Source organism: Sandarakinorhabdus cyanobacteriorum, from assembly GCF_002251755.1.
Lineage (GTDB): Bacteria > Pseudomonadota > Alphaproteobacteria > Sphingomonadales > Sphingomonadaceae > Sandarakinorhabdus > Sandarakinorhabdus cyanobacteriorum.
The window spans coordinates 30,972-46,752 of sequence record NZ_NOXT01000115.1 but is presented as its reverse complement, the minus strand read 5'-3'; the positions used below and the strand labels follow the sequence as shown (position 1 = coordinate 46,752).

The 15,781-nt window shown below is 65.9% G+C and carries 18 protein-coding genes; 5 read left to right on the top strand and 13 right to left on the bottom strand.

Annotated features, from left to right (window positions below; all coding sequences use genetic code 11):
- Positions 1-48: 48 nt before the first annotated feature.
- The 9 genes from CHU93_RS11290 to CHU93_RS11250 all read right to left on the bottom strand — a co-directional run bounded on the left by CHU93_RS11290 (position 49) and on the right by CHU93_RS11250 (position 6,247).
- Complete coding sequence (locus CHU93_RS11290) at positions 49-591, bottom strand: heme NO-binding domain-containing protein (protein ID WP_094474135.1); 543 nt, start codon at positions 589-591, stop codon at positions 49-51.
- A gap of 172 nt (positions 592-763) precedes the next feature.
- Positions 764-1,150 carry a DUF2948 family protein gene (locus CHU93_RS11285; protein ID WP_165768708.1) on the bottom strand — a complete coding sequence of 129 codons (387 nt, stop codon included), beginning with the start codon at positions 1,148-1,150 and terminating at the stop codon, positions 764-766.
- 28 nt (positions 1,151-1,178) lie between these two features.
- Positions 1,179-2,462 (bottom strand): UDP-N-acetylglucosamine 1-carboxyvinyltransferase, encoded by a 1,284-nt coding sequence (gene murA / locus CHU93_RS11280; RefSeq protein ID WP_094474133.1) that lies wholly within the window; start codon positions 2,460-2,462, stop codon positions 1,179-1,181.
- Positions 2,463-2,471: 9 nt separating this feature from the next.
- Entirely contained in the window at positions 2,472-3,359 is an 888-nt protein-coding gene (gene rarD / locus CHU93_RS11275) for an EamA family transporter RarD (protein WP_086116062.1), read from the bottom strand.
- A gap of 43 nt (positions 3,360-3,402) precedes the next feature.
- Positions 3,403-3,828: a type II toxin-antitoxin system VapC family toxin gene (locus CHU93_RS11270; RefSeq protein WP_094474132.1), complete on the bottom strand. Its 426-nt coding sequence runs from the start codon at positions 3,826-3,828 to the stop codon at positions 3,403-3,405.
- Entirely contained in the window at positions 3,825-4,082 is a 258-nt protein-coding gene (locus CHU93_RS11265; protein WP_094474131.1) for a type II toxin-antitoxin system Phd/YefM family antitoxin, read from the bottom strand. The genes CHU93_RS11270 and CHU93_RS11265 overlap by 4 nt, the downstream gene beginning before the upstream one ends.
- Positions 4,083-4,116: 34 nt before the next feature.
- Complete coding sequence (gene dcd / locus CHU93_RS11260; protein ID WP_086116059.1) at positions 4,117-4,671, bottom strand: dCTP deaminase; 555 nt, start codon at positions 4,669-4,671, stop codon at positions 4,117-4,119.
- Entirely contained in the window at positions 4,671-5,156 is a 486-nt protein-coding gene (locus CHU93_RS11255) for a UPF0262 family protein (protein ID WP_086116058.1), read from the bottom strand. Before CHU93_RS11255 ends, dcd begins: the two co-directional genes overlap by 1 nt.
- Positions 5,156-6,247, bottom strand: coding sequence for a serine hydrolase domain-containing protein (locus CHU93_RS11250; protein WP_094474130.1), 1,092 nt, complete (start codon positions 6,245-6,247; stop codon positions 5,156-5,158). The genes CHU93_RS11255 and CHU93_RS11250 overlap by 1 nt, the downstream gene beginning before the upstream one ends.
- A 27-nt stretch (positions 6,248-6,274) precedes the next feature.
- Here CHU93_RS11250 and CHU93_RS11245 point away from each other — a divergent pair, with 27 nt between their 5' ends.
- Entirely contained in the window at positions 6,275-6,634 is a 360-nt protein-coding gene (locus tag CHU93_RS11245) for a hypothetical protein (protein WP_165768707.1), read from the top strand.
- A gap of 3 nt (positions 6,635-6,637) precedes the next feature.
- Here the strand turns inward: CHU93_RS11245 and CHU93_RS11240 are convergent, their stop codons facing one another.
- Positions 6,638-7,624 (bottom strand): magnesium transporter CorA family protein, encoded by a 987-nt coding sequence (locus CHU93_RS11240; protein WP_165768706.1) that lies wholly within the window; start codon positions 7,622-7,624, stop codon positions 6,638-6,640.
- A gap of 64 nt (positions 7,625-7,688) precedes the next feature.
- Here CHU93_RS11240 and CHU93_RS11235 point away from each other — a divergent pair, with 64 nt between their 5' ends.
- Positions 7,689-8,558, top strand: a complete 870-nt coding sequence (locus CHU93_RS11235) for a cytochrome b/b6 domain-containing protein (RefSeq protein ID WP_243375582.1) — start codon at positions 7,689-7,691, stop codon at positions 8,556-8,558.
- On the top strand, positions 8,555-9,328 hold the full coding sequence (locus tag CHU93_RS11230; RefSeq protein WP_094474128.1) for a molybdopterin-dependent oxidoreductase: 774 nt from the start codon (positions 8,555-8,557) through the stop codon (positions 9,326-9,328). The genes CHU93_RS11235 and CHU93_RS11230 overlap by 4 nt, the downstream gene beginning before the upstream one ends.
- Positions 9,329-9,478: 150 nt before the next feature.
- On the opposite strand, the gene CHU93_RS11225 is transcribed toward CHU93_RS11230, so the two are convergent.
- The gene (locus tag CHU93_RS11225) at positions 9,479-9,730 is read right to left on the bottom strand and encodes a hypothetical protein (protein ID WP_094474127.1); all 252 of its coding nucleotides are present in this window, start codon (positions 9,728-9,730) and stop codon (positions 9,479-9,481) included.
- Between the two features lie 163 nt (positions 9,731-9,893).
- Between CHU93_RS11225 and CHU93_RS11220 the strand changes: the two genes are divergently transcribed.
- Complete coding sequence (locus CHU93_RS11220; RefSeq protein WP_094474126.1) at positions 9,894-11,138, top strand: MFS transporter; 1,245 nt, start codon at positions 9,894-9,896, stop codon at positions 11,136-11,138.
- A gap of 44 nt (positions 11,139-11,182) precedes the next feature.
- Positions 11,183-12,103 (top strand): cysteine synthase A, encoded by a 921-nt coding sequence (cysK, locus tag CHU93_RS11215; protein ID WP_094474125.1) that lies wholly within the window; start codon positions 11,183-11,185, stop codon positions 12,101-12,103.
- Here the strand turns inward: cysK and CHU93_RS11210 are convergent.
- The gene (locus tag CHU93_RS11210; protein ID WP_094474124.1) at positions 12,100-13,362 is read right to left on the bottom strand and encodes an oxidoreductase; all 1,263 of its coding nucleotides are present in this window, start codon (positions 13,360-13,362) and stop codon (positions 12,100-12,102) included. The two genes, cysK and CHU93_RS11210, sit on opposite strands and share 4 nt — an antisense overlap.
- 171 nt (positions 13,363-13,533) lie before the next feature.
- Positions 13,534-15,720, bottom strand: a complete 2,187-nt coding sequence (locus tag CHU93_RS11205; protein WP_094474123.1) for a 3-hydroxyacyl-CoA dehydrogenase NAD-binding domain-containing protein — start codon at positions 15,718-15,720, stop codon at positions 13,534-13,536.
- Positions 15,721-15,781 lie beyond the last annotated feature (61 nt).

Below are 15,781 nucleotides of genomic sequence, written 5' to 3'. Positions count from 1 at the left end.
TCATGCTCCCTGCACACGGCGCACTCTAGTGCCGCATCACCGCGGCGCTCAAGCCCGGTTGATGACGAAGCGGGCAGCGTGCGGTCCGGGTGTGGTCTCGTCGCGCGTGACGATATACTGGGCGGTTTGGCCACAATAGGCAATATAACCATGCACCAATCCCCATGCCACATCGGCAAATGGCCGATGCGAGGCATAGGAAATCACCAAATCCTCGCCATCAACACTGGCAATGATCGCCGGGGTGCGGGCATCGGGATAGAGCTTCACCACCTCGGTGTTGTGCTTGTTGTCGATATCGCGCAACAGGGTGAGGGCATCGGTGTAGCCGTTGAACATCTGCGGATAAAGCTGCACGAAGCGGGTGGCGAGCCAATAGCCATAATCATGGCACAGGTCATGCGCTGGCCGACCGGTGATCTCGACGAGTTGACCCATCATCGCCAAGGCTTCCTGGTGCGGATAGCTGCCGACCGAGGTGTAGCTGCCCTCGTTTGGCAAATTCGCGCCAGTAATCATCCGGTCGGCCACCGCCGGCGAAAGGCATTCTTCGACCCATCGGATCATTTCCGAAAAGATGACGCCCTTCACTATGCGCTCCGTGCAACGGCCCTCTCCACCTATTGGCAAGAGCCGTGCCAATTGGATTGGTCAGCAATCAGCCTGTCCGGCCGGCAGCCGCCGCCGCGATTTTCGCATTTCGCGATTTGTGTTGATGCAATATGCGAAAATGCCGTTGCAGGATGCAAAGCGTTGGGCCGCGTCAATCGTGGCTGGGCACCCGCGTCGTCGCCCACGGCTCGCCCATATCCTCCAGCACCAGCTCGATCACTTCCACCCGCGCCCGGATGGCGATGCCGCCGGCACAGGTGATCACCAGCCAGTCGCCCTGCCTGTCCAGCGACAGGATCGCCGTCACCGCCTCCGGGTCCGCCGGCCAGCCGGCGCGCTGCACGGCGCCCACGGTTTCGATGCGGAAGGCGCAGCGGATGCGGCTGGGGGCATCAACTTCACGGCGAAAACGGTTGACGAGGCAGGCCAGGCGCCGCGCCTTGCGATCATAGCCGACATCGGCCAGCCGCAGCGTGGCATCCTGCAACAGCGCCGAAAAGGTTGCGATGTCGTCCGGCTCCTGCCCGAGGAGCGCCAATCGGCTTGCCCCGGACTGCGATCCGGGGTCAGCCATCGCCAACCCGCTCGATATCGGCGCCCACCGCCTGCAGCTTTTCCTCCAGCCGCTCGTAACCGCGATCGAGGTGATAGATGCGGCTGACGGTGGTTTCACCTTCCGCCGCCAGCCCGGCCAGCACCAGGCTCATGGAGGCGCGCAAGTCCGTCGCCATCACCGGCGCGCCAAACAGCTTCGGCACGCCGCGCACGATGGCGGAGCGGCCGCGCACCGTGATGTCCGCCCCCATGCGCGCCAGTTCGGGCACATGCATGAAGCGGTTTTCGAAGATGGTTTCCGTCAGCAGCGACGCCCCATCGGCCACGGTAAGCATCGCCATGAACTGCGCCTGCATGTCGGTGGCAAAGCCGGGATAAGGCGCGGTCGAGACATTGATGCCCTTCATCTGGCCGGTGCGCCGCACCATGATGCCATCGGCGGTCGGCGCGGTTTCGACGCCGGCTTCGTGCAGCATGTCGAGCGTGACGCCCAGATCCTCGGCCGACGCGCCGACCAGTTCCACCTCACCCCCCGCGATGGCGGCGGCGCAGGCATAGCTGCCGGCCTCGATGCGATCGGGCATCACGGCATAGGTGGCACCATGCAGTTCCTTCACACCGGTGATGGTCAACTTCTCGGTGCCGATGCCCTGGATCTTGGCGCCCATCGCCACCAGGCAGTTGCACAGATCAACGATTTCCGGCTCGCGCGCGACATTTTCCAGCACGGAAACGCCCTTGGCCAGCACGGCCGCCATGACCGCATTTTCCGTCGCCCCCACCGACACGATCGGGAAGACATATTTGCCGCCCGGCAGCCCGCCCTTGGGCGCGGTGGCCTTCACATAGCCGGCGGCGAGCTCGATTTCGGCGCCCAGATGCTCCAGCGCCTTCAGGTGCAGATCGATCGGGCGGTTGCCGATGGCGCAGCCGCCCGGCAGCGACACGGTCGCCTCGCCCGCGCGGGCCAGGAGCGGCCCCAGCACCAGGATGGAGGCGCGCATCTTGCGCACGATATCATAGGGAGCGAGGGTTGAGGTGATGCGGTTGGCGCGGACCGTCATCACCCGGCCGAATTCATCGGGGCTGGAGCCTTCGATGGTGGTGGACAGGCCATGGTTGTTGAGCAGATGGCCGAACGTGTCGATATCCGCCAGGCGCGGCAGGTTGCGCAAGGTCAGCGGCTCATCAGTGAGCAGCGCGCACGGCATCAGCGTGAGCGCGGCGTTCTTGGCGCCGGAAATCTGGATGCGGCCCTTGAGCGGTCGGCCCCCGCGGATGACGATCTTGTCCATGAACAGGCTTTAGCGTGTTGCGGCAGGTTGCGCCACTGGCCGCATGCTCCAGGTGTAGAGCGCCAGGCCCGCCCAGATGCAGCCGAACGCCGCCAGCCGCGCCGGGCTGAGGGTTTCGCCAAACAGCGTCACCGCCTCGATCATCACCAGCGTGGGCGACAGATATTGCAGCAGGCCAAGGGTGGACAGCGGCAGCACCCGCGCCGCCCGGCCGAACAACAGCAGCGGCGTCGCCGTCACCACCCCGCTCGCCGCCAGCACCGCCAGCTGCCAACCGGGCAGATCCGTGAGGCTGTAGGGCCGGGTGGCGAGCCAGCCGAGCGCCAGCGGCGCCAGCAGCAGGGTTTCGACAAACAGGCCCGACAGGCCATCCACCGCCGCCTTCTTGCGGAACAGGCCATAAAGGCCGAAGGACACCGCCAGCGTCAGGCTGATCCACGGCAGATAGCCCAAAGCGATGGTCTGCACCGCCACCCCGGCTGCCGCGAGCGCCACCGCCGCCCATTGCAACCGCGACAGCCGTTCGCCCAGCAGCGCGACACCGAACAGCACGTTGAGCAGCGGATTGATGAAATAGCCCAGCGACGTGTCGAGCGCATGGCCGGCGAGGATCGCCCAGGTATAGACCAGCCAGTTGACCCCGATGGCCAGCGCCGAAGCGAGCAACAGCAGCAGCAGGCGGCGGTTGGCCAGGATCGGCCGCAGCCGCTGCCAGCCGGCCGACAGGGCCAGCACCAGCGACAGCACCAGCAGCGACCAGGCGATGCGATGGCCCAGCACATCGCCGGCCGGCACACCCTGCATCAGCCGCAGATAGAGCGGCATCAGGCCCCAGATCACATAGGCGCCAAGGCCCGCGATCAGGCCATCGCGCATGGTGGGGGTCGCGGCGTTCATGCTGCGTCGTTAGCGGGGCGCCAGCCCCTTGGCCAACGGCAAATCAGGCGGGGACAATATGCGCGACACCAAGGGCACGGGCGGCGTCGGCCAGCAGATCGTCCAGCGTGGCGAGAATGAGACCGCGCCGCATGCACACGGCCAGATGAATTGCATCGGGCAAGCGCAGTTTCAGTGCGAATCGTCGCACCAGATCGGCAGCAGCGCCAATATCCGCATCATGCAGCGTTGGCACGGCAGCGCGACTTGCGATCAGGCGATCCAGGCCGGCCAGCATGGCATCGGCTGTTTCCCTGTTGATCAGCGCCATGCGCCACAATCGTGAAAACGCCGATGCCGTTTCGCCAGCCGCAAACCGGCTTATGATCGGCGATTGCGCCTGGTCGGCCATCAACCGCGTCACAGCCGCCGTGCTGGCCTCTTCGTGAAACAGGGGCACCAGCACGCTGGCATCGAGGTAGATGCTCAATAGCCTTCATCCCGCAATTGCCGGATCAGCGCCGCACGCGACAGGCCGGTGGCCGGGACCGATGCACGCAACTGGCGCAATTCATCGAGCACCACCGCCATCGATGGCGGTTCAGCCTCCTCCGGCGCGCGGGATGGGACCATCCGGGCTGCCGGCTTGCCATGGCGGGTGATCACCACCTCCTCGCCGGCCTGCGCAGCATCGATCAGGGCGGAAAGATTGTTCTTGGCTTCCACCACCGAATATCTGGCCATTTTTTGATCCTTTCTGGCCAGATTTAGCCTGAATTCAAAGCTTCGGCAAGGTGACCCCGCGCTGGCCCATATATTTGCCGGCGCGGTCCGCATAGCTGGTCTCGCACGGCTCGTTCCCTTTCAGGAACAGAAACTGGCAGGCGCCTTCGTTGGCATAGATTTTGGCCGGCAGCGGCGTGGTGTTGGAAAATTCCAGCGTGACATGGCCTTCCCAGCCGGGTTCCAGCGGCGTCACGTTCACGATGATGCCGCAGCGGGCATAGGTGGACTTGCCCAGGCAGATCACCAGCACATCGCGCGGGATGCGGAAATATTCAACCGTGCGGGCCAGCGCGAAACTGTTGGGCGGGATCACGCACACATCGGTCTTGCGGTCGACAAAACTGTTGGCCTGGAAATCCTTGGGATCGACCACCGCCGAATCGACATTGGTGAAGATCTTGAACTCGTCCGCCACCCGCGCGTCATAGCCGTAACTCGACAGGCCAAAGGAAATGCAGCCGCCACGCGTCTGCCGCTCCACGAACGGTTCGATCATGCCCGTGGCCTGGGCCTGCTCACGGATCCAGCGGTCGGAAAGAACGGACATCAGTGGCCTTTGATATGAAGCACGCAGATCAGGGTGAACAGCCGGCGCGCGGTGTCGAAATCGACGATGGCGCGCGTCTCCAGCCGTTCCTTCAACAGCTCGGCCGCATCATTGTGGATGCCGCGCCGCGCCATGTCGATGGTTTCGATCTGTTGGGGCGAGGATTGGCGGATCGCCTGATAATAGCTGTCGCAAATGGCGAAATATTCGCGGATGGTGCGCCGGAACGGGGACAGCGCAACCTGGAACTGGTCCACCGGCCGGTCCTCGGCATCCGAAACCGTCACCTCCAGCCGGCCATCCTCCACGCCCAGCAGCAGCTTGTAGGGCCCGTGGTGCCCGGCATCGCTTGCCGCCACCGGCTTGAATTCATTGCCTTCCAGCAGATCGAAAATGGCAACCCGCCGCTCCTGCTCGATATCGGCGTTGCGCCACAGGATGGTGCGTTCATCAAGCTTGATGTCGATCAGGCGATAATCAGCCATCAGGGCACACTCGCCACCAGCCGCGCCAGGCCATCGCGCACCGGCTGCAGCACATCATCCTGGGTCTTGCCCAGCCGCACGATCACCAGCCGTTTTGAAGGCACCACGATCACATATTGGCCAAGATGGCCGATGGCGGCAAAGGCATCGGCCGGGCCGACACGCCAGAACAGGGCGCGATCCTTGCCATCGGCCGGGCGGCGGTTCAGCCAGAATTGCCCGCCATAGCCGGGATTGGCCGGCGACGGGGTGCGCACGAACTGCACCCAATCGGGCCGCACCACCTGGACACCGGCCACCACGCCGCCATCCAGATAAAGCTGGCCAAAGGCCGCCCAGTCCCGCGCGGTCGCATGGCAGAGCGAACCGCCATAAAGCGTGCCGGCCGGATCGAATTCGCACAGCAGCGATGGCATGCCCGCCGGCCCGGCCAGGCGATCATTGATGAACTGGCGGGTTTTCGCCCGCCGCGTCGCCGGATCGGCACCGGGTGCGATGCTGTCGGCCACGATGCGGGCGAGGATATGGCTGGTCAGCGTGTTGTATTGAAAGCGCGTGCCCGGCGGCACCTCGGCCGGCTCGGTCACCGCCGCCTTGTAGATATCGGCCGATGTGTCGGCAAACAGCGCGCGGTTGGTGTCGGCAATCTCGGGCTGCGGCCCGGCCTCGATATGCTTAACGCCCGACGCCATGTGCAGCAGCTGCCTGAGCGTGATCTTGCCGCGCGCGTCGGCCCGCCATTCCGGCACCGGGGCGGGCACATCCAGTTGCAATTTGCCGTCGCCCACCAGCTCGCCGATCAGGGTGGCGGTGATGGACTTTGCCATCGACCAGCTGATCAGCCGCGTGCCCGGCCCGATGCCGGTGCCATAACGTTCATAGATACGCTGGCCACCCTGCATCACGATCAGCGCCCGGGTTTCGCCGAGCCGGGGATCGGTGAAGAAGGCATCGGCTGCCGGCAGTGCCGAAACCGGCGCCGTGGCCGGAATCCGCGCCGGCACGGCCAGGGGCTGCGCAGCCGCCGGCATGGCCGCTGTGAGAAACAGCAGCAGGCTTGCCAGCCGGGCCGGGATTGCGCACCTTGTCATGAAACCCACGCTAGAGGCCCTGCCCCCATGCTGGCAAGTGACACGTCATCGCCGCCGCCTGCTCCCACCCGCCGCATCCGCTGGCTGGTGTGGGGTCCGGTGCTGCTCCTCACCCTCGCGGCCGGCGGCTGGCTCGGCCTCAGATATTCCACCACTGGCAAGCAGGCCCAGCTCGCCACCGGCTATATCGCCCATGTCGTCTGTTCCTGCCGCTATGTCGGCGGGCGCGACATGGCCAGTTGCGAGACCGACCGCGAGCCGGGCACCGAGGTGGTCCAGATCGAGGATGACACGGCGAAGCGGACCGTCACCGCCCGGGTGCCGCTGCTCTCCAGCCGCACCGCGCGCTTTGATCCGGAATATGGCTGCGCGCTCGATCCGCCTTGAGGGTCAGAGCCAGCCGCGCCAGCGGAACAGGGCATAGGGCAGGATGGCCGCCGCCAGCATGATGCCCAGCGCCATCGGATAGCCCCACAGCCACTGCAGTTCCGGCATATGCGCGAAATTCATGCCGTAAATGCCGGCCACCAGTGTGGGCGGCAAAAAGATGATGCTGGCCACCGAGAAAATCTTGAACACCGCATTCTGTTCGATGCTGATCAGGCCCAGCGTGGCATCGAGCAGGAAGGTGAGATTGCCGCCAATATAGGTCGCCTGGTCCGACAGGCTGGCCAGATCGCGCAGCTGCGTCTTGATCTGGGCAGCAAGGCCCGCATCCTTCGGTGCCGCGAACTGCAGGAACGACAGCGCCCGGGTGAGGGACACCGACGATTCGCGCGCCTTTGACAGCGCATCCTGCGCCCCGCCCAGCCGCGTGAGCAGCGCCTGCAGCGCCAGGTTCGACCGGCGCTGCTGCCGGCCGGGTTCGGTCACATCGACCCGGCGAAAGGCGGCGCGCGAGATTGCGTCCACCTCGCGGCCGATATGTTCAAAGCCATCGGCCAGCCGGTCCACGATCGTATCGATCAGTGCCATCAGCGCCATCGCCGGCCCGGCGCAGGTTTCGGGGCTGCGGGTCACCAACGCCGCAAACCGGTCAAAGCTGCGCACCTCGTGATAGCGCACCGTCACCAGATGATGGCGACCGAGCACGAAGCTGACCGCGCAGGTTTCCGGATGTTCGGTGATGATGCCGGTGGCCAGCGTCACCGTCATCACGATGGCATCATTGTCGATATAGAGCCGGCTTGATGTCTCGATTTCGGCCATGTCGTCGGCGGTGGGCACGTCAAAGCCCAGCGCCGCTTCCACCAGCGCCTCTTCGGCCGGGGTCGGGTTGAGCAGATCGATCCACACCGCATCGGCCGGCAGCGCCTCTCCATCGCCAAGGATGCGGTTGCCGGTGGCGGAAAAAATGCGCAGCATGGGGCAAATCATGGCGAATTTGGCGGCCCAATGTAACCCCTTGGCAACTTCGCCCGAACAGCAGGAGAGGATGACCATGGCCAGCACCGCTCCCCCGCTCGACACACCGCCGCCGGGCATGCTGGCGCCGCCACCACGCCGCGTGCTGCGCCACCATTGGTTGGTGCGGTTGACCCACTGGACCAACGCGCTGGCGATCATCCTGCTGTTGATGACCGGGCTCAACATCTTTGGCGCCCATCCGCGCCTTTATTGGGGCGATGCCGGATCGGTGGATCACCGCGCCGGGCAATGGCTGGAAATCGGCGCATCGCCGCCGTGGCGCGATCCCGGCGGCTGGCTGCAGATCGGCGATCAGCGTTTTGACACCAGCGGCCTGCTGGGCGTTTCCACCTCGGCCAAGGGCGCACCCAACATCGTTGCCTTTCCGCACTGGGCCACGCTGCCATCGGGGCGCGACCTCGCCACCGCGCGCAGCTGGCATTTCTTCTTTGCCTGGGTGCTGATCCTGAATGGCCTCACCTGGCTGGGCCATGGCCTCGTCTCTGGCCGCCTGTGGCGGGACATACTGCCCAGCCGCAGCCAGCTCAGCCCGGCCCATCTGTGGCACGACATTGTCGAACATGCGAAGCTGCGCTTTCCCAAGGGTGAGGCCGCCCTTTCCTACGAAGTGCTGCAGCGGCTCGCCTATGCCGGGGTGACCTTGATCCTCATTCCCACCGTCATCCTGACCGGGCTGGCGATGTCTCCGGGCATGGACGCTGCCTGGCCCTTCCTCGATGCGCTGTGGGGCGGCCGGCAATCGGCGCGCTCGGTGCATTTCATCGCCATGGCCCTGATCGCCGGGTTCCTGGCCCTTCACCTGGTGCTGGTGTTGCTGTCGGGTCCGATCCGGCAGATCGGCGCCATGATCACCGGCCGCCTGACGATCGGAGGCGCGAAATGATCCTGCCCCGTCGCCAATTGCTGACCGCCCTGCCCGCCAGCCTGGCGCTGGCCGGTTGCGACGCGCTCACCCGCAATCCCACCGCCCAGGCCGTCATCAAATCCGGCGAACAGGCGACACAGCGCTGGCAGCGGCTGGTCGGCCGCGACGGGCTGGCCCGCGAATTCAGCGCGGCGGACATTTCGCCGGTGTTCAAGGCCAATGGCACGAAACTGCCCACCAACCCCGAATGGCAGGCGCTGGCGGCCGGTGGCTTCGCCGATTGGCGACTGCAGGTGACCGGACTGGTCAGCCGGGAGCTCAGCCTGAGCCTGGCTGATCTCAAACGGCTGCCGCAGCGCAGCCAGATCACCCGCCATGACTGCGTGGAAGGCTGGAGCGCAATCGGCCAATGGACCGGGCCGCAACTGGCCCCGATCCTGAAGGCCGCGGGTCTGCGCGACGGCGCCCGCTATATCGTGTTCCTGTGTGCCGATGATTATGGCGGGGAGGCCAGCAAGGGCGGTCTCCAATCCAAGAGCCGCTATTATGAAAGCATCGACCTGGTTGATGCCTTCCACCCGCAGACGATCCTGGCCCACAGCCTCAACAACCAGCCGCTCGACACCGCCCATGGTGCGCCGATAAGGCTGCGTGTCGAGCGCCAACTGGGCTACAAGCAGGCCAAATATCTGATGCGGATCGTGGTGGCCGACAGTCTGGCACCCTTCGGACAGGGCAAGGGCGGCTATTGGCCCGACCGCGGTTATGAATGGTATGCCGGCACCTAGACCGTGAACGCATGAATATCACCCCCTGTGATGGCCCGAAGCAGCGCTCGCCGCGCTTGGGCGGTAGCTTCGGCTACCGCCAATGCGCTTGCTCACTCGCCTCGGGCCTGAAAAGCCCGTCCCGGGGGGTGATATTTATGCGTTCGCGGCCTAACGTCCGTCGGGATCGTGGGCGGTCAGCATGGCGAGCAGGGTGGACACCAGGCCGCGGGTGGCAAACAACAGGGCGACGGCGGCAAAGGCCACGCTTTCCAGCTGCGGCCAGCGCAGATAATCGGACGCGAAGAAAAAGCCGCCCACCAGACCATAGGCGTTGAACCCGCCAAACAGCGACAGCAGCAGGGCAAGCATCGCCACCAGAGGGCCAAACCGATCCATCCAGCCGACCCAGGCCGCAGCCATTGCGCCACCCCCACCATCAGCAGGGCGAGGGCGAGAATGACGCCCGGAAGATGACGCAGGGTTGCCATGGCATAGGCATAACCCATTGCGCGGCGGCTGACAAAGCGGTGGCGATGCCATGGCCGCGGTTGCCAGCCGCCCGGCCAGTTTCTAAGGTTGGGCCATGCCCAGCATTCCGCCGCCCCTGCTGATCCGCGATTACCGGGCGTTCTGGGCGGCGCGGTTTTTCGCGACCATCGCCGGCATGATGATGGTGATTGTGATTGGCTGGCAGGTCTATGACATCGCGCGCGCCACCCGCCGTGTGGACGATGCCGCCTTCCTGCTGGGCCTGATTGGCCTGGCGCAGTTTCTGCCGCTGTTTTGCCTGGCGCTGGTGGTGGGTGTGATCGCCGACCGGATGGACCGGCGCCACATCGCGCGGGCGGCCGTGGCGCTGGAGCTGGGCTGTGCCGGGGTGCTGGCCTGGGCCTCGTTCGGCGGGGTTGCCTCGATGGCGGCGCTGTTCACGGTGGCGGCGCTGCTGGGCGTGGGCCGGGCGTTTCAGGGGCCATCGATGGCCGCCCTGGCCCCCAATCTGGTGCCGCGCGAGCTGCTGCCCCAGGCCATCGCGCTGAACAGCATTTCCTGGCAATCGGGCGCGGTGCTTGGCCCGCCGCTGGGCGCGTTTCTTTATGCCGTGTCGCCATTGGCCGCCTATGGCGCGGCGACCATCGCCTTTGCCATCACATTGATCTGCCTGATGATCATCCGCCCGGTGCCGCGCCCGGCCCCGGCAACGATCAGCCCGTGGCGCAGCCTGGTCGAAGGCGTTGCCTATGTGCGGCACAACCGGGTGCTGCTGGGGGCGATCAGCCTCGATCTGTTTGCCGTGCTGCTGGGCGGGGCGACCGCCATGCTGCCGGTTTATGCCCGCGATGTGCTGCATGTCGGCGTCGAAGGATTGGGCCCGCTGCGGGCCGCGCCGTCGGCAGGCGCCGTGCTGGTGGCGGTGCTGCTGGCCAGCCGGCCGTTGAAGCGGCGGGTGGGGCCGGTGATGTTTGGCAGCGTGGCGGTGTTCGGGCTGGCCACCGTGGTGTTCGGCCTCTCCACCTCCTACCCGCTGTCCCTGGCGGCGCTGTTCGTGCTGGGCGCGGCCGATGCGGTGAGCGTGTTTGTGCGCGGCAGCCTGATCCAATTGCACACGGCGGATGACATGCGCGGCCGCGTCTCCAGCGTGTCGGGCTTGTTCATTTCGGCCAGCAACGAACTGGGCGAAATGGAATCGGGGCTGGCGGCACGCTATCTGGGGGCGGTGCCATCGGTGGTGGCCGGCGGCATTGGCGCGGTGCTGGTGACGATCCTGTGGGCCTGGCGCTTCCCGCAATTGCGGCTGGCCGACCGATTTGATGATCAGAAGCCGGCTTGAGGGGCGACCGCTCGGCCCCTAGATTGCATGCGAAAGGAACGCCCATGAAGGCCAGCAACATCCTCGAGACCATTGGCGGCACGCCGCATGTGCGCATGGGCAAATTGTTCCCGGATGCGGAGGTGTGGATCAAATCGGAACGGTCGAACCCTGGCGGATCGATCAAGGACCGCATCGCGCTGGCCATGGTGGAAGCGGCCGAGGCGGATGGCACGCTGCAGCCCGGCGGCATCATCGTGGAGCCGACGAGTGGCAACACCGGCATTGGCCTGGCCATGGTGGCGGCGGTGAAAGGCTACAAGCTGATCCTCGTCATGCCCGAGAGCATGTCGATCGAGCGGCGGCGGTTGATGCTGGCCTATGGCGCGACCTTTGATCTGACGCCGCGCGAAAAGGGCATGAACGGCGCCATCGCCCGCGCCATGGAGATCGTGGCCACCACGCCCGGCGCCTGGATGCCGCAGCAGTTTGAAAACCCGGCCAATATCGCCGTGCACGAACGCACCACCGCGCTGGAAATCATCGCCGATTTCGCCGACAGCCCGCCGGATGCGCTGGTGACCGGCGTTGGCACCGGCGGCCATATCAGCGGCACCGCCCGGGTGCTGAAGCAGCATTGGCCGGCGTTGAAAGTGTTTGCGGTGGAACCGGCGGCCAGCCCGGTGATTTCCGGCGGCTCCCCTTCCCCGCACCCGATCCAGGGCATTGGCGCCGGCTTCATCCCGAAGAATCTCGACATGAGCGTGCTCGATGGGGTGGTGCAGGTGGAGGCCGACGACGCCAAGGCCTGGGCCCTGCGCGCCGCCAAGGAGGAGGGCATGCTGGTGGGCATCTCCTCGGGTGCCACCCTGGCGGGCATCGCGATGAAGCTGAAGGAACTGCCCAAGGGGTCGCGGGTGGTCGGCTTCAACTATGACACGGGCGAGCGTTACCTGTCGGTGCCGGAGTTTTTGCCGGGCGGCTAAGCCCGCGCCTTGTTTTCCTTGTCTTCAGCGAGGAAGGCCTTGAACGGGTTCAGCTTTTCAGCTGCCCCATTGGCGGCGACGCGCCTGATCTGCTGATAATACCAGGCCTGGGCGGCAAAGCCGTTGATGGTGCGCACCAGCTTGAACGGCGATGCTGGCCCCAGCCAGCCGGGGCCGATGGCCAGCCGGTCTTCAAAGCGCGGCAGCTCCTCGATATGGCCGTCGACAAGCTCGGTGACGCAATCGGGTTCGGCGCACAGCGGCCGGCCGACGCCGACCAGCGCGATGCCGCTGGCGATGGCATCTTCCATGGCATTCAGGGTGCGGAAGCCGCCGGTGACCATCAGCGGCGGGGTTTTCGCCTGCATAAGCGCCTTGGCCAGTTGGACGAAATAGGCCTCACGCTGGCGGGAGGAGCTTTGCTTCGGCTCCTCGCGCGGGGTGAGACCTTCCATGTCCATCATCGCCGGCTGTTCATAGGTGCCGCCCGACAGTTCCAGGCAATCGACGCCGAGATCGGCCAGCCAGCCGGCGACTGTGATGCATTCGTCAAAGGCAAAGCCGCCCTTCTGGAAATCGGCGCTGTTGAGCTTGACCGACAGGGTGAAATCGCTGCCGACCGCGGCGCGCACGGCCTTGACGGTTTCGGTGAGGAAGCGGGCGCGGTTTTCAAGGGCGCCGCCCCATTCATCCCGCCGCTGGTTGGCGAGCGGGGAGAGGAACTGGCTGATGAGATAGCCGTGGGCAGCATGGACCTGCACGCCGGTGAAGCCGGCTTCGCGCGCGATGGCGGCGGCGTTGGCCCAGCGGGCGATGAGATCGGGGATTTCCACACCGGTGAGCGGCACCGGCATGCCGAACTGGCCGCCGGGCAGCGCCAGCGGCACGGCGGACGGCGCGCGCGGGTGGGGGTTGACGCTTTTCTGGGTCTGGCGGCCGGCGTGGTTGATCTGCACCCAGGCCTGGGTGCCGCTGCTGGTTGCCGCCGCCGCCCAGCGCGCCCAGGCGGCCTTGCCGTCGGACCCAAGCGGGCCATCGACGATCACATTGCCCGGCCGCTCCAGATGGCCGCGATCGATGATGACATTGCCGGTGATGAGCAGGCCGCAGCCGCGATCCGCCCAGCGGCGGTAAAGATTGTCGTGGGCCGGATTGGGCAGGCCATCCCTGAAGGCCAGCCCCTCCGTCATCGCTGCCTTGGCGATGCGGTTGCGGAACGACTGCCCGTTGGGCAGGGCGAACGGCGCGGCGACGGACATGATGCGGGGCCCTCTGTTTGGCGCAGAGGGTGCCGTGGTGTGCCAAGATGCGCAAGAGATGATCCTTCCCCGCTGGGGGAGGTGCCCGAAGGGCGGAGGGGGCAGAGAGGACCGCGCTTGCCGGCCACCTCCGTCGCCTTCGGCGCCACCTCCCCCAGAGGGGGAGGATGTTCAGGCCGCCTTTTTCGCCGCCAGCCCGTAGAAGCTTTCGCCCTTGGCCGCCATGTCACGCAGATATTGCGGCGGGGCGAAGCGTTCGCCGTGGCGCTGGGCCAGACGATCCAGCGTGGCGACCACATTGGCGATGCCGATCGTGTCCATCGCGCTGAACGGCCCGCCGGTGAAGGGCGCGAAGCCCCAGCCGAAGATGGCGCCGAGATCACCATCCTGCGGGGTTTCCAGCACGCCTTCGCCCATGCAGCGCGCGCATTCGACGAGCTGGCGATAGAGCAGGCGTTCCTTCACCTCGGCGGCATCAGGCTGGGTATCGGCAAGGCCACCGGCGACCGTCTGCACCAGATCGGGCCAGAGGTACTTCTTGGCCCCGCCTTCGGGATAGACATAGAAGCCTTTGGCATTCTTGCGCCCGAAGCGGCCGATTTCGTTCATCTTTTCGATGACGGTCTCGCCCGGACCGCCCTTGTAGGCATCGCCCAGATCCTTCTTGGTCTGCTGCGCCACCTTGTAGCTGAGATCGAGGCCAACCTCGTCGTTCACGGCGAGCGGGCCGACCGGCATGCCCATCTGCTTGCCGACATTCTCGATCAGCGCGGGCACGGTGCCTTCGCCCAGCAGCGCCAGGCCTTCCTGCACATAGGTGCCAAAGCAGCGCGAGGTGTAGAAACCGCGGCTGTCGTTGACCACGATCGGAGTCTTGCGGATCTGCGCGACATAATCCAGCGCCTTGGCGATGGCGGCGGCGCCGGTCTTCTTGCCGACGATGATTTCCACCAGCGGCATCTTTTCCACCGGCGAGAAGAAGTGGATGCCGATGAAGTTTTCCGGCTTGCTCCACGCCTCGGCCAGGCCGGTGATCGGCAGGGTGGAGGTGTTGGAACCGAAAATCACATCCGGGCCGAGCACGGCCTCGGTGGCCTGGGTCACCTTGGCCTTGATCTCGCGGGTTTCGAACACCGCCTCGATCACCAGGTCGCAGCCGGCGAGATCGGCATAATCGGTGGTCGGCTTGATGCGGTCGAGAATGGCCTGCGCCTTGTCGGCCGGCGTCTTCTTCTTGGCCAGCCGGTCAGCGGTATATTGCTTGCCCTTTTCCGCGGCTTCCTGGGTGGTGTCGAGCAGCACCACCTCGATCCCGGCCTGGGCCGAGACCATGGCGATGCCGGCGCCCATCAGGCCGGCGCCGAGCATGGCGACCTTCTTCGTCGGCGCGGGCGGCACGTCTTTCGGGCGGCGCGCGCCCTTTTCGGCGGCCTGTTTCGAGACGAACAGGCTGCGGATCATGTTGCCGGCTTGCGGGTCGGCCACCACCTTGGCGAAATATTTGCTCTCGATGCGGATGGCGAGGTCCATCGGCACCTGAACGCCTTCATAGACGGCCGACAGGATGGCGCGCGGGGCGTTCATATTGTCGCCGGCGTTCACATGGGTCATGGCGTTGCCGCCCACGAACATCTGCGCGAAATTGGGGTTCAAGGCGGTGGCGGGGCCGCCGGGCATCTTGAAATTCTTGGCATCCCACGGCTGCACGCCGCCATTGGGGTTGGCCTTCACCCAGGCCTTGGCGCGGGCGACGATCTCGGCCAGCGGCGCCACTTCCTGGGCGACGCCAAAGCCCAGCGCTTCCTGCGGGCTCATGTTCTTGCCCTGCAGCAGATACATCAGCGCGGCCTGCACGCCCATCAGGCGCGGCAGCCGCTGGGTGCCGCCGGCGCCGGGGAACAGGCCGACCATGATTTCCGGCAGGCCCAGCGTGATCTTGGGATTGTCGGCAATCACCCGGTAATGGCAGGCCAGCACGAATTCGAGGCCGCCGCCCAAGGCGAGGCCGTTGACGGCCGCCGCCACCGGCTTGCCGCAGGTTTCCAGATCGCGCAGCAGCCGGTTGAGGCCGAACACGGCATCGAACAGGGCGGCCATGCGGCTCTTGCCCTCGGGCAGCTTGCCGCCACCCATCAGCGCGCCCATGCCCTTGAGGTCCGCGCCGGCCATGAAGCCGCTGGCCTTGCCGCTGGTGAGCACCGCGCCCTTCACGGCGTCGTCGGTCTTCAGCCGTTCGATGGCGGCGGTGAGATCAGCCTGCACTTCGGGCGTGATGACGTTCATCGACTGGCCGGGCACGTCGATGGTGAGCGTGAGGATGCCGTCGGCATCGAGTTCGGTGTGGATTGCGGTGGTCATTGTTGGTTGCTCCGCTTTTGGTTCCTGGCCCGTGACGTCGAACGGGCCGCCTGTTCGACGG